Origin of the sequence: Paraburkholderia sp. GAS333, assembly GCF_050435665.1 — a bacterium.
Taxonomy (GTDB): domain Bacteria; phylum Pseudomonadota; class Gammaproteobacteria; order Burkholderiales; family Burkholderiaceae; genus Paraburkholderia; species Paraburkholderia fungorum_A.
In genome coordinates this window covers 75,695-101,466 of sequence record NZ_JBNDKS010000012.1, presented here as the reverse complement: position 1 = coordinate 101,466, position 25,772 = coordinate 75,695, and the positions used below count along the sequence as shown (strand labels likewise).

The window sequence follows — 25,772 nt, the reverse complement described above, 5'->3', positions numbered from 1 at the left end:
AACTTCTTCAGCGACGAAAACCTCGCTCGGTTGCGGAAGGACGAACAGGTTTTCGTTCAGACAGGTTTCGCGAAGGGAAGGCGCCAGTGTTGCGATGCAAGGCATAGCGCGGTAGTGGGTACACGGCTTCGCGATCGCAGGCGTAGTTCGGAGTCGCAGCGCACGTCTGCACCCGGTGGCTATCACTTGCCGAAGACGACTCCGCTCTTTTTTTATCTCAGAGTTTGCTACAGTTCAAAACGCAAAAAATATTAGTTGTCTGGTCGCCAATTGACAGAAATCTGCGCCAAAAATATGCGGAAAAGGGGAAGACTTGGATTCTTCAAAGAAAGTCGGGAACGGTAGCCACTCTGCCGTCGACGCGGCCTTGGGTTTTTACTACCAGTCGCTTTATGGCCTGCTATGCATCGTCAGGGCGTCTGATGACGATGCGGCGGTGTGCCTGGAACGACTGGATGACGTCGAGATCTTTGCGAATGGCCAGCCGCTCCTGGCGCAGCTTAAACATTCATTGAGTCAGAATCCGGCTACAGTGACGATAGGCTCACTGCCTTTATGGAAAACCTTGAAGGCGTGGATTGATGTGCTGCCAAAGATCAGCCTCGCGGAGACACATTTCCAGCTGGTGACTGTGGCGCCGCTTACCGCAGGCAGTCCTCTTGAGCCGCTCCTGGACGCCGCTGCCTCTCGAGACCATCTCCGCACGCTGCTGGAAGCAGAAGCGCAGCGCGTCGTTGATGAACATGCTGCGGCGAAAGCTGATGGAACGACGCCACTTCCTCATGCAATGCGCGTGGAGTGTTGTGCTGCCTTCATGAAGCTCGACAGCGATGTGCGGCAGAAACTTCTCTTAAGGGTCACCATCCGGCCTGGCGTGAGCAATATCACCGGCATTCCCAAGGATATTGCTCAAGAACTGAAGAGCTTTCCTCCCGACCAGCGGCAGACCATCACGCAAAGGCTGATTGAATGGTGGGACTTGCAGGTGATTCACTCGTTTTGCGGGAACCGGGAGCGAGCTATATCGATGCTCGAGGTCCAGCAACAGTTGATTGAGATTGCTGGACAGCTAGACCGCGATGAGCTTCTAGCCGACTTCCTGTTCGTTCGCCCGCCCGACGATCACACGCCGCCGTCGATGATTACAAGGCAACTTCAGCTCGTCAACTGTTCGAAGACTGAAATTCAAGCCGCGGAACGGGAGGAATGGAGAGCCAGATCGCAGCGGCACAAATGGATCACTGAACGTGTCGATATGGCTATCCGTATCACGCTTTATGACCAGCTACTGGTGGACGAGTGGAGCGTCAAGCACGGCGCGATGGCGGAGGACAACGAAACCTCTTCCGATGACATCAAGCGGGCAGCGGGTTTGGAGATATTCAAATGGTCTTACTATCAAGCCTCTACGCAAGTCACTTCGTTCGCCCAGAACTGGAGCGCTAACTATTACGTTCGGGGTAGCTATCAGGTCTTGGCGATCGAGCAAACCGTCGGCTGGCATCCTGACTTCAAGACTTTGCTTGCGGAGAAACCGTGATTGCAGCACGTGACGTATTCGCAGAGACAAATCCCGCGTTATGTAGTGCCGTTTTCGCCCAATTTTGCTCGGCCTACCGGTTGGCACATCCGGCGGGGCGATCGCCAGTCAGCGCTCTGATCTACCTGATTGTGCCGATCGCAGTATCGGAGGACTTGGCGCTTACTTTTGAAAAGTGCAACAAAGAGACTGGACTTCCCGTTTGGCTGAGCCGAAATCCGAAGGTCACGGTTGATCTCGCCAAGAAGGTGAATCTGACGCTTGATATCACGTCGGCAGCGATTCGCTTTGGTTGCATCGGTGGTGCACTCCGACTCACAGCCGATGGCAACCTGGAGTCGTTGCTGGAGAACTTGCCTGCCGCAATATCAGGTGGGGTGGCTTCGAGCGCATTGAAACGAGCTCGCCTGCTCGGAATTTGGATGGCCGGGATGGGATCCCCAAGAGCTGTTTTGGAAGCGTTAGGAGTATCGGTATGAAGCGATGGAACATCGGGAGTATCTTCTTCATCGGCGAAGAAGGCGCTTTCCGCATAATTGAGCTTGACGCAGATCGTGTGAACGTTATCACCGGCGCTTCAGGAACTGGCAAATCCGCTGTCATCAAGGCGCTCGACTACTGTTTGGGCTCGTCCAGGTGTCAGTTGCCTGTCTACGTGAGACGGCGCTGCCTGGCAGTGGGCGTGAAGTGGGTCAGAGGGGAAGACGAGATGATTTCTTGTCGCCAGGTCCCGTTGGTTGGCAAGGCGCCGAACGCCTACATGTACGTGACCACTGGCAGAAACCTGACCGTCCCGAAGTCCGTGGATGAATTCGAAGGGAGGGGAAGCGTTGCCGCCAGCAAGGCCCGGCTCGGCGCAGCATTCGGGATTGAGTCCATGTCGATGACAGAGACGGAACAGCCCGGGAAAGAGTCGCCGGATCGGCCATCGGTGCGGCAGTTCACTCCGTACGTTTTCGTCACCAAGGAAGTCATTGACAGTGAGACGGTGCTACTACACGGATTGGACGACAACCGGAAGGCCCCGAAAATTGTCGCGACAATGCCCTATTTTTTAGGCGCGGTGACTGGGCAGACTGCTTCAGCCGAGAGGCGCCTCAGACAAGCTCGCAGGGCGCTGGAAATAGACATTGCACGCGAAGAGGCGCGCATCGCCAAAGACAGCGTGATGAGACAGAGATCGCGCGTCCTGCTTGGAGAAGCCCAGCAACTCGGATTGATTGAACGACCGCCCGAGGCTGCCGATGAGGCCATGCTGGTGAGCTTGTTGCGGCGCGCGGCCGCGCCGACAGCTGTACCTCTACAGTACCCGGGCGCTGACCAACTTGATGCGCTGCAGGCGCGACGTCAGTCGACCTTGAGGGAGTTGAACCAGACCAAGCGCAAGCTGAGAGCGATGCAGGTGACCGAGCAGGAGTCCAAGGAATACCAGACCGCGGTGACTATCCAGCACCAGAAGCTTCTTATCGCTGAACATCTGCACTTGCTCGATGTTCCGAGCACCTGTCCGGTATGCGAGTCACACACCGTCGCCGGTACTGCCATGGCGAGCGCGATCAAACGATCACTGGAAACGATTCGTGCTGAGACGAGCGCGGTGGCGCGACTGCGGCCACAGATCAGTGAAGCTGCCGCTGCTTTGAACAGCCGCGTGGAAGAGCTGAGCGGCCTTCTCCGGGAGCTGGACGCCAATGTGGTCTCTGTTCTTGGTCAGATCGCCGAAGCGAGGCAGTTCGCCGACCTGGCTCAAGTTCAGTCGTTCTTCCGCGGCAAGGTTTCGTATTTCCTGGAGACAATTGACGATCAGCTGCTTCGGCCAACCAAGGACTTGTCAGGTCAGCGGGATGAGATCGCTGACCTCGAAGCGAAAATCGACGCGGACAATCGCAGGGTCCGGATGCGCTACTCCGAGGATGCTGTATCTAGGTACGCATCTGAGGTCTTCTCCAAGTTGCCAAAGGTCGAGCCGTGCGTTGATGCTGTACTGGTCTTCTCGGCTCGTGAGCCTCAGGTGAGCGTCATTGAGGCTGGTCAGGATGGGGCAGTTCTTTCAATGGCCGACCTTGGATCCGATCAGAACTGGCTGGCCGTCCACGTGGCGCTAGCCTTTGGAATGCAGCGGCACTTTGAGAATGAGCACCGACCCGTTCCGGGCGTAATTGTGCTGGATCAGCTTAGTCGCCCCTACTTCCCAAATCAAAGCCGCGATTTCGAAGAGTTGGATGAAGAAGACGACGCCGAAGGGGAGGACATCGGTGAGGATGAGCGCCCGGATGAGATACTAGTGAAAGCCGGCGACGAAGACTATGAAGCGATGCGCCAGCATATCGACTTTCTATTCAAAGAGGTTGAGGCGCGCAGCGGTCTTCAAGTTTTGCTGCTTGAGCACGCCTACTTCCCGTCAGATGCTCGCTACGTCAAGGCAACCAAGGAGCGATGGACCCACGCTTCCGGCAAGGGATTGATTCCGCGAAATTGGAAACGGCGCCAAGCATAGGGCACCTGGACTCCGTGGCGTGTCGGACTTGTCGTGGACGAGCCGCGGCGTCGGGCCCAATGCAATTCCATGGCCATCGTCCCGGTCGGTGTTCCTGTACAGTTTGGACCAGCGTCGGGTTGACAAGATTCCGTCCACTACCGCTAAGCGTAAGCTCAGCGCTGTTAGGCCTGTGGATCAATCTAATGCTGCGTGACACGCCCGCGGGGCGCGTTGCAATGGCCCTTCGCGTCACTGAAGAGGGTTGGGGATTGCGTCGGCGACTTCCGCCAGGTCCACGTGTTTTATAAAAAAGTAGAAGGTCGAGTCGACGACCTGAAGCATCCGGTTCTGTTTGTCGAAGTCAATGATCGGTGGAGAAATGAACTTCGCGGCCTGCAAGTTGGCGAGACCGTCGAGCAGATTGGTCATGTCTGACGACCGAACATCGTCGCCCCGGTGATGCATCTCCTTGATCCCGTCGTGCAACGTACTGCGATGCATACCATTTGATATACCGGAAAAACCTTGCTTCAGTACTACCTGTACAAGATAGTAGGGAAGGTAAAGTGGTTGTAGATCGCCTTTTGCACCTCCGGTCGTATGTCCGGCCGCTATGGCTTCGAGGGCCCGTTGGTGACGAGACGCGTAATCGTGCGTCTTTGTTTCGATGGCTTTTGCCAAGAAAGTAGAATCAGAGATTACTTTTCTCAGTCGTGTTTGCGGATGCATTGCTCCCGCCTCGATGCAGATCGCCTTTAACAACTCTTGAAAAACGCCGATGCTTGAGAAGGAAGCTTCGATCGCGCCTTGGACGATGTGACTGTATATCTCGATATTAAGTACGGTGGATCCGCGCGCCACCACTTCGAGAAAATCAGAGTCTCGCCAAGGTTCGACAGGGACCTCAATAATTCTGTCCAGTAGATCACCGTTAAATTGTGCCATTCGATTCTTTTCCCGCCAGACTCCGAGGATCACGAATCGCACACCAAGTTCCTGAAAAGCCCTCAAGTCGAAGGCAAACTGCCGCTGGATTTCATCGTTTAGATAGTGGAAATTTTCGAGAATGACGAATTTCGAGCATCCAACTTTATCAAGCAGGTCAGCCACAGACTGAGGCAACTCAAGATTGATCGGTATTTCATCGTACCGAACCTCTTTGCCCGACCCCGTCTTAAACTCGCCTTTGGCTTCGGCTTCGGCAGAACCAAAAATCGGAATCATCGCCTTGAACCGGGTGCCTATTCCAACGCTTGCGTCAGTATTGCTCTTTTCTGTCGCCCCAGCCACCAGTCGGACCCCAGCTGCATTGAGGATGCGCTGATAAATATCAATCAACTGGGTCTTCGGGGTAAGACTCACGAGAAGGTTGTCGTCGTACGGGAGGTGTTTGGATACTAGAGCAGTCTTTCCTTGCTTGGACGAGCCATACACGACAATCTGTTTCCCCGACCTGAGCGCCTCACGGAAACGGCTATCAATGTCGTTCCGCTCTACATAGGAGCGAATCGGTCGGGATGTAACACCAAAAACGTCTTCTAGCCTGATAGGAGTATTCATTACGTCGGCACCAACGGAAATTTGCATGCTTTTCTGGATATGGGATGAACTGGGCCTCTTTTAAACGCATTGTAACGCCTCGAAAGCAAACAACTGTTGTTGCCGTCAGCAGTGACAGAGAGCGGACGAAAATAGGTGAGGGTTGATTCGACGACGAACGAGATTGGGCTAGTTGACATGCGAATATCGCTTGCGGAAGCAGCTTCCCAGTATTCCATCCCATTGACGTCGGCTATGTCCGCCGTGCACGGTGACAACGCAAAGGTTCGGGCAAGCAGAATCGCGCGGAAGCTAGAAACTATTCGGGTAGATCGCAGTTGTCGTAGCTGCCTTAGGCCATTTCCATATCCGCCACGCGTACGGGCTTCAGCCATGCCGCGCACCAAGCTGGATAAGGAGATGATTCGATTCCTTGAGGACAGTGGATGCAACGATCGATGAAGTGGTCGTGTTGACGGATCGACATCGGGACTTGGCTGACGTCGCCGAAGACCTTCCATGCGATAACGACTGGGATTGGATCGGGCACATATTGGACGGCTCGTGCGTCGCGTTGATCGGGCTATAGCACCATTGGCATATGGACGATTCACCAAGAATAGATCAGCATTCGATCTGCAAGATCTGTTTGTCCACCTCCGACATTATGTGTGGATCGGAAATGCAGTGGAGTGGCAGGAATCTGCAACTGATCTCGCTCACCTCCATGATCTGCGTGAGCATCGAGACCCGGGCGGGTAGCAGACAGGTCAGGAAAGCGAGTTGTGCCCTGTCCAATGCGGTCAAGTACCCTAAGAGTAATGTGAGTCGCTGATCGACAATCGCACGTGACAACGCGTGGAAAGGCGGATCTCCACTGGCTTTGTCGAGGGTTCCGTGCCTAAGAAATAACGAAATCTCGTTCGAGTTCCTCAACTGTTACAGCACTAGCGTAGACTGCACCGTTCGAGTCAGGAGGGGTTAGTACAGTAGCCAGGCGAGGGCGTCCTAGTTTCACTAGATTCAAAAACACCTTGAACTTGTACTGCGGCATGCCAAACACATCCCACAAACTGCGGTCCCTAAGATTTTTCAGATAAAGATCCGCATAACTTTTAGATATAAACAGGGGAATCGTTATCCCCTCCTCGAATTGTGCCGCATAGTATGTCCCATCGCTCAATCCGTCGGGGTATCCGCCGCGTTTGGCTATTACCCAAAACGGCTCGCCCAGTAATCCAGGCTCGTGCAAGGCATTGCTAATAAGCTGTCGACCTACCAGGTGGGCTAGGGATGGCAGATCATCGGCGGTAAGTAACAAAACGTTGTGTCGTGCCGCGACGGTGCTGACGCCAGATTGAAAGCCAGATCTAGAAATAACAACGCCCACAACGTCGTTTCCGATATTCTTAATTTTTTGATGGAACTCGAGAATTTTTCCTTGATCAATCGGCCGGCTCCAGTCCTTGCATTCAATTGCAACTCGATGTCGTATGCCTGCCTTGTGAAATTCATAGTAGACGTCGACCTCGTAACTGTCTCCGCCAGGCAAGCGAAATGTTGTCCGCCGTGACACCTGGACCTTTTCCCCTCGCAAATTAAGCAGAGTGCTATAGACGTATTGAACATAGCTCTCAAAATCACTGCCGTTGTTCTTCTGCCAAGCCATAATTATTTTCTGTGAAAGTTGTAATGTCCTGTCCACATTTGTCAGCGGGACTGTTGGGCAACGCTTTGGCACGATCTGACTCAGGCCGAGGAACGGATAACGAAGGCAGGCCCATCCATTGCAGCCGATATCGTAGTGTCCCACTCAACAGCTGATTGAAATCAGAGTGCAACGATCTGCTGTAACAGTGCCAGCGCTTTCACTTCGTCCAGCCGTCCAGTACGCGCTTTACCGGCGAGCGTCTTGATCAGCGCCTCTGCGATCGGTGCGATACCGATCAGATCGTCGAGGCTGGTCACAGCCGCAGACCGGCGCGGCTCCGCGACAATTTCGGTGAAGGCCGCTGATACAGGTTGCGGTTGGGAAGCGGACGCCGGGACTGCGTTGTCGGCAGGTTGAATGATCACCAGATCGGAAACCGATGCGGGCGTCGCATCTTGTTGTTCTGCGACATCCTTTGCAGCAGCGTCGCCGCTATGTTGCTCGGCCCCAAACGATTGAACGGGCGGGGTGCTCGCAGTTTTCGCGTTCCTGTTCGCGGCCTTTCGCGCCACCACCATTCCCGGTTCCGTCGCGAGCGACGCCTGTTGAGCAGACGCAGGCCGACCCGATTGCGGATCGAGCAGAGCCGACACGGACTCAGGAACGTCCGTGACCGCGCGCGGAACGTCGAGCCAGCCAGAGGGCAGGCCGAGGCGTTCAGTGAAGCGTTGCGCTTCGGTGTCGTCCATGCGCTTCTGGCCATACAGACGGTTGTCCAGATTCGACGCACTGATCTCAACCACCACGGCGAGCCGGACTTTCGATCCCTTGCGTGAGGTGAGGACGTGGAGGTTGGCGCGACGGATGTTTTGCAGCGCCGCCTCGTCGTTCAGTGGCAGTGACTGCTGAGCACCGCGCTTCACGGGTGCCTTGGTTTTCGTCGATGCCGCTTTCGGCGAAGGCGCTGTAACTGACCTATCTGCGGCAGGTTTGTTCTTCGCGATGGTCTGTGGCGAGCCGCCATCAGTTTTCTTGGGCATTTCCGGCTCCTTGGGCAAACGGTCAGCAAGCGTGCGAGGGTTCGCAAGCGTTGAAGGTACATGCTCGTCCGCCGCTTCGGGTTCGACACTGGCGCGGATGAAGTCGAGCGGCGCCTTCAGACGACTTATGGTTTCTGATGGGAGGGCAGGGTTAGGCTGATCGAAAAAGCCGTCGGGCAGTCCAAGCGTGGTTTCAATATGAAAGGCCGTCTCGGGCGTGAATCTCTCGCCGTTGATCAGTTCGGCCACGCGCGACAGGTTCGAGTCGAGGCCGAGCGCGATGTTCTCTGCGCCCACTGTATCTACCAACCATTTGAATGAACGCGTTTTGAAAATGGATGCCGTCTGGGCCGCATCGCGCGCGGAAGGAGATTTTACGTACGGTTTGTTCTGTCGGTGGGATGTCGTTGAGGGCTGGCGCGTTGGACGCACGCCCTTGTCCCGAGGTCCCGGATATCGCCCGTGTGGCTGACTCATATAGTGGGGCTCTCCGCCGTTGAAATCACTTGCAATTTACGGATTATAGGTGAGAGGCGGAGGCGCACGCCACGTGGAGATCTTGAACTCAGGCGAAGTAACATTCAAACGTTGGTCTACTCCATAATTCAGCTGTTCTTGATCATTGGCGAAAGCTCGCTTGTCGACCATTGCCGACGCTCGCCGTTCAAGTTGTCATAGCGAAGTGTTGCTTGATGGACGTAGCCGTAGAGTGAAGTAATGTCGTCACTGTCGAACTTCCGCCGGGAAAGCGCGCGAGCGTCTGAGTTGACGAATTTAATTCGTTTCTCTGCGAAGTAAATTCGTCACTTCGCGTTAGTGCGAATTAAATTCGTCAACTCGCGTTCGTCCTAGACCATGAAATCCGCTAGCAGGCCGATACACATGGTCGACGTTTTGAGAGGTTTTGAGTCGTTCATACTGCGGCGTGCCCACGGCACTCGATGAGCGACATGTGCCTTAATTTTATGGGCACGATCCGATAACTTTAAATACCTGGTACTACTATCAGACACGAAGCGGTGGCTGATTGACCACAAAATCGTGTGTATCTCGTCGAGTAAGACTTCGCCGAAGATGCGCAGACAGGATCGTATTGCCTTCGCGCAATAGTTCTATTAGCCGCATGGCAGGCAGTTTTCTCTTGGACCGCCACGGCACGTCGCGCGGAACGTCGGGGGATAGGTGAGGGTGTTACTTGCTGTTGCAGTCCGCAGAAAGTGCTAATCGTGTCCGTAGATTACGCTAATGTAATATTTAAGTTTGATCCCGCGAAATACGGCTTAGCAGTGGTTTTGCACGCCTTTTCACGCGTTGTGTTTCGGCAGCGCACGGACGCTTGGATGTCCGTTTATTTTGCTAACGCGTTTGGCGTCTCCGCTAATTCGGCTAATGCGGTTGTAGAGGAGCGCGACAGGTGCATTCGCTTGAAGCGGTCGCACGTGCAAATACCGGAGGCTTTTTTTGATCTTCGGAAGCTGTTCATCTCAGTGCGGAGATCAAAAACGACTTACATTGCCGCACTTTGTGTGTTGTGTCGGCGAGTTCGACATCCCCTTGTGTGGATGTTGGTCAGCTCGGCGTCGTTTTTCACCTCGTCAGTCGCGTCGGGCATGGGTTCGCGTTGCAGTATAGGAGCCGCGCTAGCAGAATAAATGGACAAGATTAGCGCTCCAACAGGCATCATTAGCGGAATTTGCGAACTTCAACAGATGGATATCGAGGATGCATCGACTACACGAGTTGGCAGTTGGCTTTTCGAAATGAGGTCAATTACCTCGAATTCGTTTTTAACGATCAAGATGAGAGCCTGTGGAAGTGCCGTGTTGATCCGGAGTTCTGGCGAACCATCCGCATCGTTCAGGCAAAAATTTATCTCGATGGCAGCTGTTAAATTCTTCACGATGGGCGATTAATTTTGGAGTGCGTAGGTCGGCACGTCGTTCCTAGTCCTCGCAATCACCGTCCACATGACTTCGATAGTGCGTCGCGAAACGTTGCGACCAACCGGTTGTCCTCGCGCGCGCGCGTGAGGATCACGAGCCTGGTGCGCAGATCCAGGTCTTTGACGGGAATGAACCGCACATCACGCCGATTGTTCTTGGACGTCGAGCGGCCCACGAGCGTTGCACCCAGCCCTGCGCCCACCAGCGCCAGAGCTGTATGGATTTCGATCGCTTCATGCGCCACGCGCGGATCGCCGCCGGCCAGTTTCAGCGCCGTCAGCATTTGTTGCCCGAACGGGCTGCGCGGGTCTTTCGGATAGTGAATGAATGGTAGCCGGGATAACTCGGCAGCCGTGACCGACCGCTGTTTGGCCAGCGGGTCGCCCAGCGGCACAGCCGCAACGAATGGTTCGTCGAGCACCACGGTGTGATCGAGATCCGGGCTGGGCTCGAGCGGGCCAATAAAACGAGAGACACCCACATCGATCCGCCCTTGGCGCAACCGCTCCGGTTGATACTCGGAGAGGGCTTCGACCAGATCAAGATGCACGTCTGGACAGCTTTGGCGAAAGCGCCGCACGGCCGCGGGCAGCACCGAAAAGGACACCGAGCGCACGAAGCCAATTCCGAGCCAGCCGCGCTGACCGGACGCGATGCCGCGCGCCTCGTCGTCGAGCCTGCCGACGTGGGAAAGGAGTTCCTTCGCGCGCGGATAGAAATACTTGCCGAGCGACGTCAGTTCCATTGGACGGCGCGAGCGATCGAACAACTCGCCGCCGAGGTGAGCCTCGAGTTGCGCGAGTTGCATGCTGATGGCTGTTGGCGCGACATGGAGCGAGTCGGCTGCGCTCGTTGCGCTGCCCGCCTCGACCACCGCGCAAAAATAGCGAACTTGTCGTAGATTCATTTTTTTTGAGCTTAGGCTCATAAAACGATGTTTGATAGCGGTGAAACTTTACTTAAAAATGTGACTGCCATCAAACTTCAAACAGACATGAGCATCCACGAGACATCCTCCGACCTGATCACTGCGCTGCGCGAGCTGGGCAGCGCAACGGTCTACGAAGCACAGGGCGCGCACGGCGCGCTCGACAGCGGCATCAAGCCGATTCATCCGTCCATGTGTGTCGCCGGCCCAGCTGTTACCGTCGATACGCGGCCTGGCGACAACCTCATGCTGCATTACGCGATGCTGAAGGTGAGGCCGGGCGACGTGCTCGTGGTCGACGCCAAGGGATTTCTCGAAGCAGGCCCATGGGGTGACGTCTTTACCGAACTCGCGCTGCAAAAAGGCCTTGCGGGACTCGTCATCAACGGCGCCGTGCGCGACGCACGCACGATCATCGAGCTGGGCTTTCCGGTGTTCAGTCGCGGCCTGAGCATCAAGGGCACGGGCAAAAACCAGCCGGGCAGGGTCAATGTGCCGATATGTATCGGCGATGTACCGATTCGACCCGGCGATATCGTGGTCGGCGACATCGACGGTGTCGTCGTCGTTCCGCAGCACGATGTCGCGCGCGTCGTGCAGGTCAGCCGCGAGCGCGAAGACAAGGAGCGTGCATTCCGTGAGCGGATTCGCCAGGGCGCGAGCACGGTCGAACTGTTGGGATTGCAGGAGACCCTGCGCCGGTTCGGTCTCGAATAAACGATCTCGCCGTCGAAGCAGCCCATAAAAACCACATAAAAACCGCCAGCATGGAGCGAGACAATATGAAAGAGCAGACCAGCATGCCCGCATCGGGCGCCGTGGCCACCTCGGCGCGGCCCACACGCTATCGTTGGGTCGTCGCAAGCCTTTTCTTTGTGATCTACACGGTCGCGGCCGCCGATCGCGCGAACCTTGGCATCGCGTTGCCGTTTCTGCGCAAGGAATTCGCCATGAGCAATGCGCAGGCCGGCGCGCTCGTCAGCGTCTTTCTCATCGCCTATGCGCTCGCGCAATTGCCGTCTGCGTGGCTCGTTTCGCGTTTCGGCGTGCGCCGCACGCTACCCATTTCGATGATCCTCACCTCGCTCGCCACTGCACTGACGGGGGTCGTGGGTTCGCTGTTCGCGCTCAAGCTGTGCCGGTTCGCACTGGGTTTCGCGGAAGGTCCGCTGCCGCTCGGGATTGCCGCAACCATCAATCGCTGGTTCCCGGCCAAAGAGAAAGGCACGGCGTCCGGGCTGTTCCTGTCAGCGGTGAAGTTCGGCCCGGTGATCACACCGATCATCGGTGCGACAGTCATCTCGCTATGGGGCTGGCAGCAAATCTTCATCGTGTTCGCGGTGCCCGGCATTGCGTTCTCGATCGTCTGGTACTGGATGGTCGCCGACCATCCGTCCGAGAGCCGCAGCGTCAACGAAGCTGAACGGGAACTGATCGATGCGGCGAGTCCCGGCGCGGCGTCGGCCATGCGTATTGAACGCACTCGCGCGATGCCTCTTCTGGACCGGCTGACGCGCGTGCGCAGCGAGAAGCCGCTGGAGACGACGCGCGCAGTCGCGACCTCCTGGAATATCTACGGTTGTGCGCTCGGCTACTGCTGCCAGCTTGGCATTTCGAGCGTGCTGCTCGCATGGATTCCGACCTATCTGCTCAACGTGAAGCACTTCAGCGTGGCCGGGATGGGGCTGGTCGCCGCGGCGCCTTGGGTGGGGGCGGTGTTCGGCAATATCCTGGGCGGCTTGCTGTCCGACCGCGCGCTCGGCAAGCGGCGCAAGCCCGGCATGATGTTCTCCGCCATCGCGACCGCCGTCATGATGGTGGCGCTCATCGAGTCGCCAGTATCGCCGTTCGTGTATGGCGTACTGATCTTTTTGACGGGCGTCACGCTGAGCATCGGGTTTTCAGCATACATGGTCTATCCGACGTCGTTTGTCTCGAAGGCAAAGTTTCCGCTCGCGAACGCCATCGTCAATATGGGCGGGCAGTTGGGCGGCGCAGCGACGCCGTTCATCGCAGGACTGCTGCTGGATCATTACGGATGGAGTTACGTGTTCGGCTTCATGTCGGCGATATCCGCGCTCACGTTCGTCATTTTGCTGACCATTTCGGAGCCGCTGGACGTCGAGCCTCTGCGGCGTTGAGATGGCTGTTTTGTGCGGCATTCGTTGGCATGCCGTCGGTTCGCGCCGCAAATCGACAAAGTCGTTGACCACGGTGAATGCTTCACCTCGAGCTATCCCCGATCGAGCAGCTTTAAGAAGAAGTTTCATTATTGCGTGGCCTGGCTGGCCACGGCGGCGCTCAGCGGATGCCACAGGTTAGCCCGACGCATTGCGATGCATCTCACCGGCGGCATTGAAGATCGCGTCGGTACCATGACGAACGTGGGTTGCTCAAGCATGCGCGCAAGACCTGCTTCAGACAAATAGCTAACGGCGAGCCTTGAGAATGCCAGCCTGATCTACGCAATCAGGCTGTTGCCCCCCAGCATTTCCTGCAGGGCCGCACCTGTTCGTCGGCAAACCGGCCGTAAAACAATTGCGGCGGCCCATGTCAGTGGGTCTGCTAGCGAAGAACTTACCGTAGCAGGTCTTATGTATCGACCGGAGACTGGAAAATCGAGCGATTTTAGATTGTTGTATCGACACATCGACCGAGCGTCACGTTGTCTACTACCAGACTCTTCCAGAAACCGGACAAGGCTACCCAGTCCGTCTAGCGCTTCGCCAACTCCGGTATTTTCTTGAACCACGGCTCTGCTAGCTCGAGTTGTCCAGCCAACTGAAACAACAGATCTTCACGCCCAAGTCCGCTAACAAACTGGACACCAATAGGAAGACCGGCTTCGTTCCAATATAACGGCACCGACATTGCGGGCTGACCGCTGGCATTGAAGTACGGCAGGAATTCGGTAAAGAGCAGCGTATCTGATCGATGTGCGATGTATTCGCGATCTGCCGCGTAGCGACCTACTTTGACCGGGGGCGAAGTCAAGGTAGGGGTGAGTACGACATCAAACTCGCGAGTGAGTGGATGCATTGCGGCACCGACTTCTGCCAGATAGTCCGTGGCGTCCTAATATTCAATCGCCGAACTACGCTTTGCAAGCTCAGTCGCAGTAAACATCGATTCTTCCAGGTCGTCGCGGGTTACGGCGCGCCCACGTCGTCTACATGCGTCTTCCACCGTACGTGCTGCGGCAACTGCGACCACCAGCCGCATCGACCGACCGAACCTCTCATAGTCGGTCGCAGGAAACTGGGCATATTCGACGGAATGCCCCAAATGCTCGCATAGGAGCGCGGCTTGCATTGCAGCGGCCGTGCAGTCTGCATCCACGCCCGCTCCCGAGGGTGGCCGAGTAATCAGTCCAATGCGCAAGCGGTTAGGCGGTTTCCGTACATGCTCTAGATATGTACCCGTAGGGGCGTGAGGGATGTATCCCGTCCTGATATTTGTGCCTTGCGTCGCGTCCAGCACGGCAGCGCTGTCGCGCACAGAGCGCGATACCAGATGTTCAACTATGAGCCCTCCCCATCCTTCGCCACCACGCCCAACGGGATTTCGCATGCGTGTTGGCTTCAAACCGAACAGGCCGCAGCACGACGCGGGAATACGTATTGAACCACCCCCATCTGACGCATGAGCGAGGGGCGAGATTCCTGCGGCTACCGCGGCAGCGGCGCCCCCTGATGATCCTCCCGGAGTAAAGGTGAGGTTCCAGGGGTTGCGCGTCGGCGCGTCGTAGACAACGGACTCGGTCACCGCATTAGCTCCAAATTCCGGAGATGTTGTGCGGCCGAAGAAATTAAAGCCAGCAGCCCTAAGACGCACAGCCAAGGCACTATCCTCTTGACTAATGTTCCCCCGTAATAGTCTCGACCCTCCAGTTAGTGGAAAATCTGCCACCTCTAGTAATGCATCTTTCAGCAGAAGAGGAACGCCATGGAATGGGCCCGCGGGCGTCCGATCTGCCTCCAGTGAGATCGCATGCTTACGAGCCGATTCGAACTGTGGCCAACAGATTGCGCCGATTTGCGGTTGAACCTTTTCAATGTGCCGAATTGCAACGTCCAACGCTTCGATGGGGCGAAGTTCTCGCTTGTGAATAAGCTCAGCGATTGCCAGCCCGTCCAGGGCAATGTATTCGTTTTGTTTCACGGTTTTAGCGATTCACAGCGGTTTTGGGAATGCAGAGAACGGCCAGTCCTCCGACGGCGAAGAGCGCCCCGAGAGACAGTAGACCGTATGCCGGCGAACCTGACTTCTGGAAGAGCCAGCCAAAAACTGCCGGCGCAGTGAAGCCTGCGAGTTGTCCGACGGAATTGATGAATGCAATGCCCACCACCGCCGCATTGCCAGAGAGCAAAGCTGTCGGAAGATTCCAGAAAAGAGCATTGAGGGTGAGCGCGCCCCCAATACAAAGGGCAGCTGCAAACACTAGCATTACAGGCTCGTGCAGCGAAAACGACATCCAAATGACGCCAATCGACGCGACTAGGGCCGGCACAACTGCATGCCATCGACGTTCACCTGTGCGGTCGGAATTCCGTGCCACCAGAATCATCGTCGTGATTGCCACCGCATAAGGAATGCTTGTCATCCAACCAATGTGCAGCGGATCGGAAATTCCCGAGCCCTTTATCAACGACGGCAGCCATAAGGCAGTAACCACGTTCGCGAGCAAAGCAAAATTGGTCAATGCAAGAAGCCATATGGTTGTTCGGCAAGTGGGAAGCCTTCTGTCGAGCTTCGTGGACCTAGCACTGTCCCGCTCGCCCTGAGTTTCAGCGAGCTTTGCCGGCGTTTCAACATCAGCCGCCAGACCGGCTACAAATGGCTGGAGCGCCACGCGCCGCTAGGCCCTCAGGGACGGGACCGCTCGCGTCGTCCGCATCTGAGCCCCACACGCTCATCCGATTCGATCGTGGGGTCATTCTGCGTGGACATCAAGAACGAAGTGCGCCCCCGCGGCAATTCAACACCACATAGTCGTTCAGTTGCTAAGCGCGTTACCGCCTATGAAAAACGCGACTGGCGCTCTGACTCATCAGTAACGGCCCAGCGAGAAACTGACTCTACCCAGCAAGCTGGATCGAGCGTCAAAACGCCTTGCAATCAATCGGGGATGTCATACGGCGCAAGCTGTTCCGGAACCGGAGCTTTGAACGGAAGGCCGGCTATTTCCCCTGGAATGATGCCGTGCCGAATGATGATAATGTCGAAGGGCTCTGGATTCTTGGTGTTGCTGAAAGTGACATCATGAATGTGGCCGTAGCAGCCGAGGGCAGACCCACACGTATGGGGCGCTGACGTGACAGCAGCAATATTCAGGATTTTGGTTTGTACGCGATAAACCCGATGATTGCTCTTCGCGCGAAGCAGTTTCACAATGAGATCAGAAAGAAACCTGTTCAGCGCATAGGCATATCCAGGGTTGCTCTCTGCGAATACCCAACTGATTTTTGCGCCGGCCAGAATCTCGGAGCGAAGCAGCTTGCCCGCTAAATCTCGCTGCGCTTTAGCTTCGTCAGGATTGCCCGACAAATCCGTCATGCTGTTTGCTGTGGCATACGCCTGAAAGATTGCACTAACGGCAAGACCAAATTCCCGGTGCCACTCGTTCATCACTCCATCGAGTGCTTTACGGGGACCAGAATCGCCCTTCCATGCATAGGCACGCTTGGCGCGATCATCGGCAATAAGCAGGCGAGCAAACTCTTTCTCAAGTGCATCGGGCAGGTTGAGCGCGGTTTTCAGTTCGGTGAGAAGATCCATCCCGAATTTTCCTGTCGCCGCCCTCTGCAGGTCTTGCATAGCGCCATCACCGCCCCCGGAAATAAGGATGTGCCGCGGAGTCCCCCCACTGGGTGGCAAGCCAAAATCGGCAGTCTCCAGTTGATCGGGAAACGTCCAGAAACCAGGGCCTACATATTGATAGGCTGGTACCGAAGCATCATCGTACGTCCTCTCGCCCCCAACACCGGCACAGATGATCAACGCCCGATACTTCCGAACAGTTGAACCTGATGTCCGCTTGTCTGACACGCCTATAAGATCTGTGGAATCCGGGTCTATGGCAATCGCGTAGGAATAAGACTCCGCCTTGGTGTTCCACAACACCTCAACATGGCCGGGACTGCCAATGCCAGGATTGCGCAAACGCAGCCAGTCTTTAAACTGCAGCTCCCAGTCATGCGCCACCTGTGCCGCAGTTCCTCCCGTGTACAGAAGAGGAAATCTCAAGTGGCGGGGGAAAGTAGTCCCGACAGCGACCGGAGGCTGAGGCCAATCATATTCGAACGGATCTATGCGGCGATTATTCGCATTGAGCAAAGTCGAAAACAGAATGCCGTTCTTTTCAAGAATCGTGACGTTAATATTCAGCTTGGAAGCGATGAGCGCGCATGAAACGCCCGCTACGCCACCGCCGATCACCAGAATGCCATCATCAGGTTCAGGCGAGCTACCCTTAAGTTCGTCGGTGTCGTGATAGATCGCTTCGGTCAGCATAATCGCCCGAAGCATCTGATCGCGCACGCTCCCTGTACGAAGACCAGTCAGATTGTAAACACGTGGAGCAACACGGTGGTATGCCAGAACCTGATTTGCGGCCATGCTTTTCTTATTGATCGACCACCGCGGCTTTTGTCAGAATGCGGACGAGCGGTGCTTGCTGGATATGAGTTTGAACTGCGACTCGTCGAATACTTCTTTCCGTGGTTCCCATCGGGCTCTTGCAGCCGCAAGGCGATCTTCGGATTCGCGGATCAGGCGTCGTGCATGTTCCGCCAAATCGAGCTCCGTAGATGACACGATTCGGATTCCAAGTTGCGAGAGCGGGCCGACCAGAGCGGCCAGCATGCGTGTCGGCAGGGCAAAAGGAATGAGAATGATGCCAACGCCGCTGGATTCTCCACTCTTGAGAGCAATAAAACGCTCCAAATCAGAACGAAACTCGAATGGCGATACAGCAACCAGGACAGCCAGCCGATCTTCACCAAAAATGAGATTTTTGGCCCGGACGAGCGAGCGCAGATCGCCTTCCGATCGCGCGAGCTGTTGCAGTCTCGGCGAAAGGATTGAAACAACGAGATCAGGAAGAGAAACCACCTCTTCAGACTGCCGCATAGTATCGAGCCTCCAGATGCTCCATGCTATCACCAATTGAGAGGACATTTGTCGGCTAGACCACACTCGTGCAACAAGCTTAAAAAGTGGGGTTCGATCAAGTGACTCTTGTTCTTCGGGCCTGCGTTTGTCTGGAGAAAGTTTATAGAATTAGAAGCGGCCTTGGGGAAGTTGTTGTGCAACAGGATAGCGGCCAAACGTTAAATCACGATCGAGCACTGCGCCACCGAACGGGAACGTTTCTGTTTAAAAACTGAGGGCGCGGTGATGTCAAGACGACATGGACCGAGCTGCGTGTTGTGCGCAGCAATCAGACACACGACTACTGCCCCCACGCTTACAATTTGACATAATTATTAAGTCGCAGCTATATCCTAATGTCGGGTTCTGGCTATTTACAGATGTCGGGTTTCGCAACTTGGCATCATGCTGCACGTTCGCGCTCAGACTGTGGAAATCCAGGATGCGTCAAACCGACTTGGTGGCGCTGAACATGCGAACTCGGCCGGCTAAAGATGGTCCTTGCGAGCCCGCGCTGACGCCGGGCTTTTTTGCATTTTGAGAACTTAATGCTCAAAATTACTGACTGATGTCGATGAGCAGTCGGGGGACCAATCAAGAGGGTGTCTAGGATTGGTTTGAGGGTGATATGTTTATCTGTACGCTATTTTCGGGTTTGCCCAACTTTCGGTTCAGAGGCATCTGATATGACAACGTCGAAAATATTGGTATTAGCTGAACGTATTTTCCCGTCGGCGCGCGGCAAGGAAGCGGTTGTCTCGCTTGTGATCGCTGCCCTCGGCCTCGCTGGCGGTGTTGTGACGATCGGTCTGATCTTCTTTGCGAGATAATTCTGCAATCGACGAAAAGTGTAGGCCAGCCGCGACGGCGTATTTATCGATCTTCTGACTGTGAGCTCCGAAAAATCGGGGGTTGCTGGCACGCAAGTTTAGAGCGCTGTACAGTCAGCGACTGTCGCTCGGAGCGAGTAAAAACTAAGTCTAGGTCGAGCGTTGGTTATCTATTCCTCGTTAGGACTATTACCGACATCCGAACGACGTCGCGGGACCTCTTTCATTTCAGATTCGTCTCCACCTAGACTTGCGAGCCGTAATGCGGCGGCTTCCCGGCGAGCGGACGCGCCCGTAGACTCAGGCACCGATGAGCTGTCCCAAGATTCAGGCACGAGGCGGAGTTGCTTTGCGGTTGCAACGGGCAGGCGCAGTAACACGGTCCCGGGCGGCCTCTCCATGTTGCCAGTCATGGTGATTTCGGCCGCGATGCCGTCGAGCTCAAGATAGACATGGTCAGGATCAAACATCTCTGAATAGAGGTGCCACCCGGGCTGATCGCCAACTCTCGCTTGGCGGTTGATAGGCTCCTTCGTACTCATATATCGTGATCCTTAGTGGACGAGCTGGTCGGTCCCTTATCAAACGACGTAAATGCACAGACAGCGCTGTACTCTGTTGACAACAGTCTACCTCTGCAGCACAGATGAACGTCGTCGAGTTCCATACGTGGAATTCGACCGCTCGTAAAAGCGACATGCCCGACCACGTCATTTTTGACTTTAACTCGGGCGAAGGCGTGAATGGAGGGAAGTTCAGGAAGTTGCGCTCCTTGTTCGGGCATCGCTTGAAGAACTCGACCTTCAGGCGTGGCTAAAGACGAGCGGCGGCAAGGGATTGCATCTTGTTGTGCCGCTGACGCCGAGATTGGACTATAAAAATGTGAAAGGACTTCTCGAAGCTGTTCGTGCGGCATCTGGCGAAGGCAATCTTCGAGCGGTTCTCCGCAAAATCGGGCGTGGCGAACAGAATCGGCAAGGTCTTCGTGGACTATCTTCGCAACGCGGAAGCACAGAGCACCGCGACTGCGTTCTTGGCCCGGGCACCCCGGGCATGGGGGTGTCAACGCCGGAATCGCGGGACAAACTGTCCGACGTCAGAGGCGGCGCACAATGGATCGTGCAAACGGCCAGGGAATACCTGAGCTTTCAGGCGCTTGACCCGTGGAGTACATACTGGACGACAGGCCAGTTGCTGACGGGGCGATTAAGCGTCTTCGATAACCCTTTGTCCTGAGCCGGGAGTGCAGGCAGCGGCGGTTGGATTTTCCTGTGATCCGCTTATCGCGATCAAGGCCACAGGCTTATGACGTGCTTTTAACCGCAGCGGGATGGGTTATTCGCCCCGAAGGCGTCCGGATTCAGCAGTAAACGACAGACTCTTGTCGGCGGCTATCAGGAGGTTTCCATGGCAGCGCGTTCAATTGCATCCTTGACCCTCTCGTTTGGACTGGTTTCGATACCCGTAAAGCTTTATTCGGCGACGGACAGCGCTGCCGGCGTAGGCTTCCATCTACTCACACCCGACGGGGGCCGCGTAAAGCAACAGTACGTGTCGGAAGCGAGCGGCGAAGTTGTCGCGCGGTCCGATATGAAGAAGGGCTACGAGTTTGAAAAAGGCCAGTTCGTTGTATTCGAGCCGGACGAACTGAAAGCGTTAGAGGAAAGTGCAAGCCATGTCGTGGAGATTGTCTCGTTCGTCCCGGAGCAGTCGGTCGACCCTCTTTTCTATGACAAGGCGTATTTCATCGCTCCCGACAAGCGCGGCGGAAAGCCTTACTGTCTGCTTCAGCAAGCCTTACGGGAAAGCGCTCGCTGCGCGCTCGCCAAATGGTCTTACAAAGGCAGGACACGCATCGTTCAGGTACGGGCGGCGGAAGATGGAATGGTCTTCCAGCAGCTCCTTTTTGCTGACGAAGTGCGCGCGCTGAGCGAATTGCATATCGAACATGTAGCCGTGAGCAAGAATGAACTGCAGCTTGCATTGCAAATCATTGAGCAGGTGTCTGACGACGCTTACGACCCGGCAGCTTACGAAGACGACGAAAAGAAACGGATTCTCGAGGCCATCGACCGCAAAATAGCCGGGAAGCAGATTGTTTATCCTCAGGAGTCCACTGAAGAATCAGGTGGCCAGGTGATCGACCTGATGGAAGCGTTGCGTGCAAGCCTGAACGCCAACAAAACCAAACGGGCGACTCCTACTAAAAGAGCTGCGGCGAAAAAGCCGGTGCCCCCCACGGAAGATGCAGTGCTTGCGGCGAAACCCCGCCGCCCGGTTAAACGAGCCGCACCTCGAACCGAGGTCGAGGAGGCGCCACCCGCGAAGGTCCGAGCACGCAAGTGACCAGACGTACTCACTCCCACGACTATTCTCTGCGCAGCCTTCAGTCGCTGCTGGGCGTTTCGCGACGGGTCCTGACAGGGTTGATAGACGCAGGCTTTGTCCAGCCGGCACGCGGACGCCGCAACGAGTTGCGCTTTTCATTCCAGGATGTCGTAGTCTTGCGCACTGCATTTCAGCTGCAGTCAGCAAAAATCGCTTCTCGAAAGATTCTTCGCGCTATTGCCAAACTCAAGGCCGAACTCCCGGAGGAGCTGCCGCTTTCCGGGATCCGTATCACCGCAGTCGGTGACAACGTTGCCGTAAGGTCGGGGCAGGCGCAATGGGACGCGGCCTCCGGTCAGCACCTGCTCGACTTCGAAGTTGCTCCGGTGCAGGGAGAGGTCTCATTTCTCGACGCGGCTCCGCAAAGCTTGAGGAATCGCGAGCAGCAGGCCAACGATTGGTTTGCGCTCGCTGAGCAACTGATGGAAACGAATGTCGTTGGTGCCGAACAGGCTTACCGAAAGGCGGTTGATCTGGCTCCTCAGCCGCACTACGACGCCTACACCAATCTCGGCGTCTTGCTATGTGAAGTCGGGACACGGTGCGAGGAAGCGCTTGACGTGTTCAATAACGCACTGAAGCATTTTCCCGACGATGCGCTGCTGCACTTCAACCGCGCCGTCGTTCTCGAAGAGCTCAAACTATACGATGCGGCGTTGGAAGCGTACGGCAAAAGCGTTGAGCTAGACCCGATGCACGCGGATGCACATTTCAATATGGCTCGGCTCAGCGAAATTCGCGGAGACAAGCAGGGCTTGGTTCGGCACCTGAGCGCGTATCGCAAGCTCGTTGGTTAGTAGCCTATTCTGGCTGGAGACTCTGCGCTGAAGGCCTGACACAAGACGCCTCCGTTGAGCGGCGAGACGATTAAGCAATAGGAAACCGCCGTTAATCTGCCAGCGTAGCTTGGCTGTAGTGCGTCCAACCGCTACGACACGGCCTCAGCCAACAGGCCGATCTGAAAGCCGAGAAGGATGGGGACTCAGTGGCCGGAAGTCTGACAGGTTTTGCTATACAGATCAGGATGATTGCGCATTGCTCATCGCAGGTGTTGACGGATTGAAAGACCGGTTGCCACCGTTCACACCAACCGGCAGGTAGCTGATCCCGTCGACGATCAGCAGACTGTTGTGTGCAGGGGAGCTCACGCGATACGTAGGCTTAAGTTCGGGTTAGACAATCGTGCCGATGGTGCGCGCGGCTATGGCTGGGCAATAGCGCAGCTCGGCGTCTGCCTTCGAGCACCGGATGAACAGCCAAGAGCGCACCATCCTCGTAGATGCGAAGCTCATGGGCCAGTCTGTGAACCTCCAGCTTATGTCTGCGCATGCCGTCCGGCACGCTATAGTAATTGCGACCGACAGCCACGAGCCCCTCGCGGAACACAAGCCGCTCAAGCCAGACTACTCGATTGAACATACCTGTTGGCAAGGCTTGGAGCGCAGCGCGTTCTTCTTCGAAATGCTGGGACACGACACGCTGTGTCGTGTCGTGGACGCGAACATTGGCCACTGTATCAAGCCAATTCCGCAGTTGCCGGTTCAGGTCGTCAAGATTCTGGAAACGACGTGCAAGAAAGAAGTCGCGACGGATGTAGTGGGACGGATGCTCAAACTTGCACTTGGTCTTGGCGCGATCCGCCTTGCTCGCATGTGACGTAAAATTGAAGTGCTGGCCGAACGCAACCATCTTCGCGCCGTACACGACTTGTCGTTCGAGTTCGCCGAGAACCGCCGTCTTCATTCGGTCATAGAGAATCTTGTGCGGCACGCCACCGAGATGGGCGAACGCTTCCATATGACAGCGCAGTACCGTCTGCAGATCACGATGTCCGACGAACTGCGCCCAGAGATATCGGCTGTGTCCAAGCACGATCGAGAACAGCCAGATTGAGCGCCGCTGGCCGGGTGTCTCCTCGAAATCAACATTGAAATGGGCGAAGTCCACCCGCGCCAGCTTTCCCGCCGGTGTCTCGAAACGCACCTCAAAGCCGCGTTGACGCGGTGGGCGTACTTTGCGCACCAGATTGCCCACCGCGGTGCGGCCGCCCGGATAGCCCATCGCCTTGATCTCGTGCAACAAATGCTCAATACTCAGCTCCGGAAAGGCTTGCACCCGCTGGGTCACATAACCGACGAACGGATCGATCTTGCAGGGTCGGGGCGCACGCGGGCCGTTACGAGGCACCTGAAGGCCATCCTTGATGTACTTGCGCACTGTCTTGAGATCCATACCAAGCCGGACGGCAATGGCTAAGACGCTCAGGCCATGCCGATGCAATTCCAAGATCGTCACAACATCTCCCAGATCAATCGTCGACGTCCCCGTCAGCGTGGGCGACCGGAGCTACGGTCGGTGTTCGTCGTTATCCACCGTGGAGCTGATCGAATATCTTCAGGTCATAAAGATCGCGGAGTTTGAGCCTTCGCTCGAGTTCCTGCGCTGGACTCTCGGACGCAACCATCAACAGCTCATGCGCCTTTGCGTGGACCCAAGTGATTGTGCGCGAAGCGCTTAGTAGCTCCTGCTTCGTAATCTGTAGGCTTGATGGGGTTCGAGGTGCCAGCAGCCTTGCTCGCGCGGAGGCTAAGGTGGCAAGATCATTAGAGACCTTCCTGCTTGGAGAGAACTCTTGAGTTTCAACGCGAGAGAAGATCGTTGCAGGTACGAACATTCCGCTTATACTCTGCTCCCACGATGGCGGTCTCAAGCGCTCCTCGAGTTGTGTAGCGTTATCACTGTTCGATTCAAAAGCGATGAGAATCGATCTTTTATGGATGTTAAAAGGTTGTTTCCTTTCTCTGATCTGCGCAAGTCGAAATAGCAGCGTGCGAGCTGTGTCCAGGTAGTTAATCACCGCGTTGAGCACATCTCTTCGACCGCTTTGCGAGGTGGGACTATTGTCAAGGTTGGAGAAAGCCGTATCAACGTCCGAGCGCAATTCGTCAAGAATCGCCCGGATGTGTTGGCCTGACATGACGGCCGGTTCATCATTCATCATCTTGAGCTCCTCCCGCATATCACATGCGGATCCGCAACCTTAGTAGGTAGCCTAGTTGCAGATAAAGTGCGGTGCAAGATTTAGTTTAAACCTCTTTCTTGTGTGCGCGACGACAAAGAAGTCGCTAGTCGAACGCGTTCAATTTTTTGCAAGAGAGGCGGAGCGTCGTGAGTTTAAGCGTCTACATGTCAATGCGACAGCAATAGGTTGTTATCAGATCTCTCCGCTGGGGTAAATCGGGAGTTTGGACCTCAAATACGACAAAGATTGGTTGTCTTAATGCGACATTGATATTGAACTATTTGATCGTAGCGGTAGACGCGCGACTTTCACGCAGGCAGGTCGCGCGGTTGTTGATGAAGGTCGCCGCCTTTTGCGGGCAGTACGGCAACTCGAAGTCAAAGCCAAAGGCATTCGCGACGGTTGGGAATCTGAGCTTCGTTTGTGTTTTGACGAGATTTTCCAGCTCGGATCAATGTGGCCCTATGTGAAAGGTTTCTACGAGCTTGAAATACCTACGCAACTCCGCATCTCGACTGAAGTGCTTGGAGGGGTATGGGACGCCTTGATTTCGCGGCGGGTTGATCTGGCGATTGGCACCGTTGGCGAACCGCCGCTGGACTCCAATATTGTGGCGCGCCCAATCGGAATACTTCATCACGTATTTCTTATGGCGCCCCATCATCCTCTCGCCCGTCATCCCGAGCCGCTGGATAGCGAGACAATCGCAAGGCATCTGGGCGTGGTCATGAGTGATACATCACGGGAGCTGGATCCCGAGTCTGTGGCGATACATGACGGACAGCCTCTACTTTTCGTATCGAACCGCGAGTCCAAACTCGACGCGCTCCGCGAAGGTATCGCTGTCGGTATGCTCCCTAGTCCATTGGCCAATTTTTATCTACGCAAGGGAACATTGGTAACGCGACAGGTTGTCGGTGTGCGTGAATATTCTAATTGTTACATTGCGTGGCGTCGGGACAAGATTGGGAAAGCGCTGGATTGGTGGATCGAGCAATTAGCTTCGCCTGAAAATGATCGAACGATTCTTCGTGAGAATTGCCTAGTCGGGTCGAGTCAATTGACCAGGAATAGATCGTCGATACCGGTCGACGTCTACCGTCAGTCCCAATTCCGAATTCGTCGAATGAATTGACGAGAATTTTGGCGACGACCTTTAGACTTAATTCAGCAAGAGGGACGGGATAGAATTTTGCAGTATTAGTTGATTTTTCGAGATTCCGCGACGGCCTCGCTTTAAACCAAGCGCGCTTGAGATTG

Annotated in this window: 20 protein-coding genes and 3 pseudogenes; 12 read left to right on the top strand and 11 right to left on the bottom strand. The window is 55.7% G+C overall.

Translation table 11 applies throughout. The features are described 5' to 3' along the window. Positions 1 to 313 precede the first annotated feature (313 nt). From ABH945_RS34560 to ABH945_RS34550, 3 genes are read left to right on the top strand one after another with little or no spacing between them, the layout of a single operon-like run. The gene (locus tag ABH945_RS34560) at positions 314 to 1,540 is read left to right on the top strand and encodes an ABC-three component system protein (RefSeq protein ID WP_429253639.1); all 1,227 of its coding nucleotides are present in this window, start codon (positions 314 to 316) and stop codon (positions 1,538 to 1,540) included. Continuing rightward, positions 1,537 to 2,019, top strand: a complete 483-nt coding sequence (locus tag ABH945_RS34555; protein ID WP_429253638.1) for a three component ABC system middle component — start codon at positions 1,537 to 1,539, stop codon at positions 2,017 to 2,019. The genes ABH945_RS34560 and ABH945_RS34555 overlap by 4 nt, the downstream gene beginning before the upstream one ends. Then, the gene (locus ABH945_RS34550; RefSeq protein ID WP_429253637.1) at positions 2,016 to 4,037 is read left to right on the top strand and encodes a DUF3732 domain-containing protein; all 2,022 of its coding nucleotides are present in this window, start codon (positions 2,016 to 2,018) and stop codon (positions 4,035 to 4,037) included. The genes ABH945_RS34555 and ABH945_RS34550 overlap by 4 nt, the downstream gene beginning before the upstream one ends. Positions 4,038 to 4,268: 231 nt before the next feature. On the opposite strand, the gene ABH945_RS34545 is transcribed toward ABH945_RS34550, so the two are convergent. Then, positions 4,269 to 5,606: a hypothetical protein gene (locus ABH945_RS34545; protein WP_429253636.1), complete on the bottom strand. Its 1,338-nt coding sequence runs from the start codon at positions 5,604 to 5,606 to the stop codon at positions 4,269 to 4,271. A 194-nt stretch (positions 5,607 to 5,800) separates the two neighbouring features. Between ABH945_RS34545 and ABH945_RS34540 the strand changes: the two are divergent. Beyond that, a pseudogene (locus tag ABH945_RS34540) lies at positions 5,801 to 6,407 on the top strand (ISKra4-like element ISBusp5 family transposase); the annotation flags it as partial. Positions 6,408 to 6,459: 52 nt separating this feature from the next. Here the strand turns inward: ABH945_RS34540 and ABH945_RS34535 are convergent. From ABH945_RS34535 to ABH945_RS34525, 3 genes are all read right to left on the bottom strand, one after another. Next, entirely contained in the window at positions 6,460 to 7,371 is a 912-nt protein-coding gene (locus ABH945_RS34535) for a restriction endonuclease (protein ID WP_429253635.1), read from the bottom strand. Positions 7,372 to 7,388: 17 nt separating this feature from the next. Then, the gene (locus tag ABH945_RS34530; protein ID WP_429253634.1) at positions 7,389 to 8,726 is read right to left on the bottom strand and encodes a hypothetical protein; all 1,338 of its coding nucleotides are present in this window, start codon (positions 8,724 to 8,726) and stop codon (positions 7,389 to 7,391) included. Between the two features lie 1,479 nt (positions 8,727 to 10,205). After that, positions 10,206 to 11,099: a LysR family transcriptional regulator gene (locus ABH945_RS34525; RefSeq protein WP_429253633.1), complete on the bottom strand. Its 894-nt coding sequence runs from the start codon at positions 11,097 to 11,099 to the stop codon at positions 10,206 to 10,208. A gap of 87 nt (positions 11,100 to 11,186) precedes the next feature. On the opposite strand from ABH945_RS34525, the gene ABH945_RS34520 reads away from it, so the two are divergent. Beyond that, positions 11,187 to 11,837, top strand: a complete 651-nt coding sequence (locus ABH945_RS34520) for a 4-carboxy-4-hydroxy-2-oxoadipate aldolase/oxaloacetate decarboxylase (RefSeq protein WP_429253632.1) — start codon at positions 11,187 to 11,189, stop codon at positions 11,835 to 11,837. A gap of 65 nt (positions 11,838 to 11,902) precedes the next feature. After that, complete coding sequence (locus ABH945_RS34515; RefSeq protein ID WP_429253631.1) at positions 11,903 to 13,261, top strand: MFS transporter; 1,359 nt, start codon at positions 11,903 to 11,905, stop codon at positions 13,259 to 13,261. A 574-nt stretch (positions 13,262 to 13,835) separates the two neighbouring features. Here ABH945_RS34515 and ABH945_RS34510 read toward each other — a convergent pair. The 5 genes from ABH945_RS34510 to ABH945_RS34490 form a co-directional block, all read right to left on the bottom strand. After that, complete coding sequence (locus ABH945_RS34510; RefSeq protein ID WP_429253630.1) at positions 13,836 to 14,159, bottom strand: amidase family protein; 324 nt, start codon at positions 14,157 to 14,159, stop codon at positions 13,836 to 13,838. A 36-nt stretch (positions 14,160 to 14,195) separates the two neighbouring features. Beyond that, a complete protein-coding gene (locus tag ABH945_RS34505; protein ID WP_429253629.1) occupies positions 14,196 to 15,281 on the bottom strand; it encodes an amidase in 1,086 nt (361 codons plus the stop codon). A gap of 4 nt (positions 15,282 to 15,285) precedes the next feature. Beyond that, complete coding sequence (locus ABH945_RS34500; protein ID WP_429253628.1) at positions 15,286 to 15,972, bottom strand: MFS transporter; 687 nt, start codon at positions 15,970 to 15,972, stop codon at positions 15,286 to 15,288. A gap of 266 nt (positions 15,973 to 16,238) precedes the next feature. Next, positions 16,239 to 17,738, bottom strand: coding sequence for a hypothetical protein (locus tag ABH945_RS34495; RefSeq protein ID WP_429253627.1), 1,500 nt, complete (start codon positions 17,736 to 17,738; stop codon positions 16,239 to 16,241). A 33-nt stretch (positions 17,739 to 17,771) separates the two neighbouring features. Next, positions 17,772 to 18,251 carry a hypothetical protein gene (locus ABH945_RS34490; protein ID WP_429253626.1) on the bottom strand — a complete coding sequence of 160 codons (480 nt, stop codon included), beginning with the start codon at positions 18,249 to 18,251 and terminating at the stop codon, positions 17,772 to 17,774. A gap of 707 nt (positions 18,252 to 18,958) precedes the next feature. On the opposite strand from ABH945_RS34490, the gene ABH945_RS34485 reads away from it, so the two are divergent. From ABH945_RS34485 to ABH945_RS34465, 5 genes and pseudogenes are all read left to right on the top strand, one after another. After that, entirely contained in the window at positions 18,959 to 19,102 is a 144-nt protein-coding gene (locus ABH945_RS34485) for a hypothetical protein (RefSeq protein WP_429253625.1), read from the top strand. 646 nt (positions 19,103 to 19,748) lie between these two features. Continuing rightward, a pseudogene (locus tag ABH945_RS34480) lies at positions 19,749 to 19,948 on the top strand (hypothetical protein); the annotation flags it as partial. Positions 19,949 to 20,009: 61 nt separating this feature from the next. After that, positions 20,010 to 20,246, top strand: coding sequence for a hypothetical protein (locus ABH945_RS34475; protein ID WP_429253663.1), 237 nt, complete (start codon positions 20,010 to 20,012; stop codon positions 20,244 to 20,246). A 263-nt stretch (positions 20,247 to 20,509) separates the two neighbouring features. Next, positions 20,510 to 21,448, top strand: coding sequence for a Ku protein (locus ABH945_RS34470; RefSeq protein ID WP_429253624.1), 939 nt, complete (start codon positions 20,510 to 20,512; stop codon positions 21,446 to 21,448). Next, a complete protein-coding gene (locus tag ABH945_RS34465; protein ID WP_429253623.1) occupies positions 21,445 to 22,287 on the top strand; it encodes a tetratricopeptide repeat protein in 843 nt (280 codons plus the stop codon). The genes ABH945_RS34470 and ABH945_RS34465 overlap by 4 nt, the downstream gene beginning before the upstream one ends. Before the next feature lie 388 nt (positions 22,288 to 22,675). Here ABH945_RS34465 and istA read toward each other — a convergent pair. Further along, positions 22,676 to 23,803, bottom strand: a pseudogene (istA, locus tag ABH945_RS34460) (IS21 family transposase); the annotation flags it as partial. Positions 23,804 to 23,855: 52 nt separating this feature from the next. After that, entirely contained in the window at positions 23,856 to 24,491 is a 636-nt protein-coding gene (locus tag ABH945_RS34455; protein ID WP_429253622.1) for a hypothetical protein, read from the bottom strand. Positions 24,492 to 24,864: 373 nt separating this feature from the next. Between ABH945_RS34455 and ABH945_RS34450 the strand changes: the two genes are divergently transcribed. Then, positions 24,865 to 25,647 (top strand): LysR substrate-binding domain-containing protein, encoded by a 783-nt coding sequence (locus ABH945_RS34450; protein ID WP_429253621.1) that lies wholly within the window; start codon positions 24,865 to 24,867, stop codon positions 25,645 to 25,647. The last annotated feature ends 125 nt before the right edge of the window (positions 25,648 to 25,772 follow it).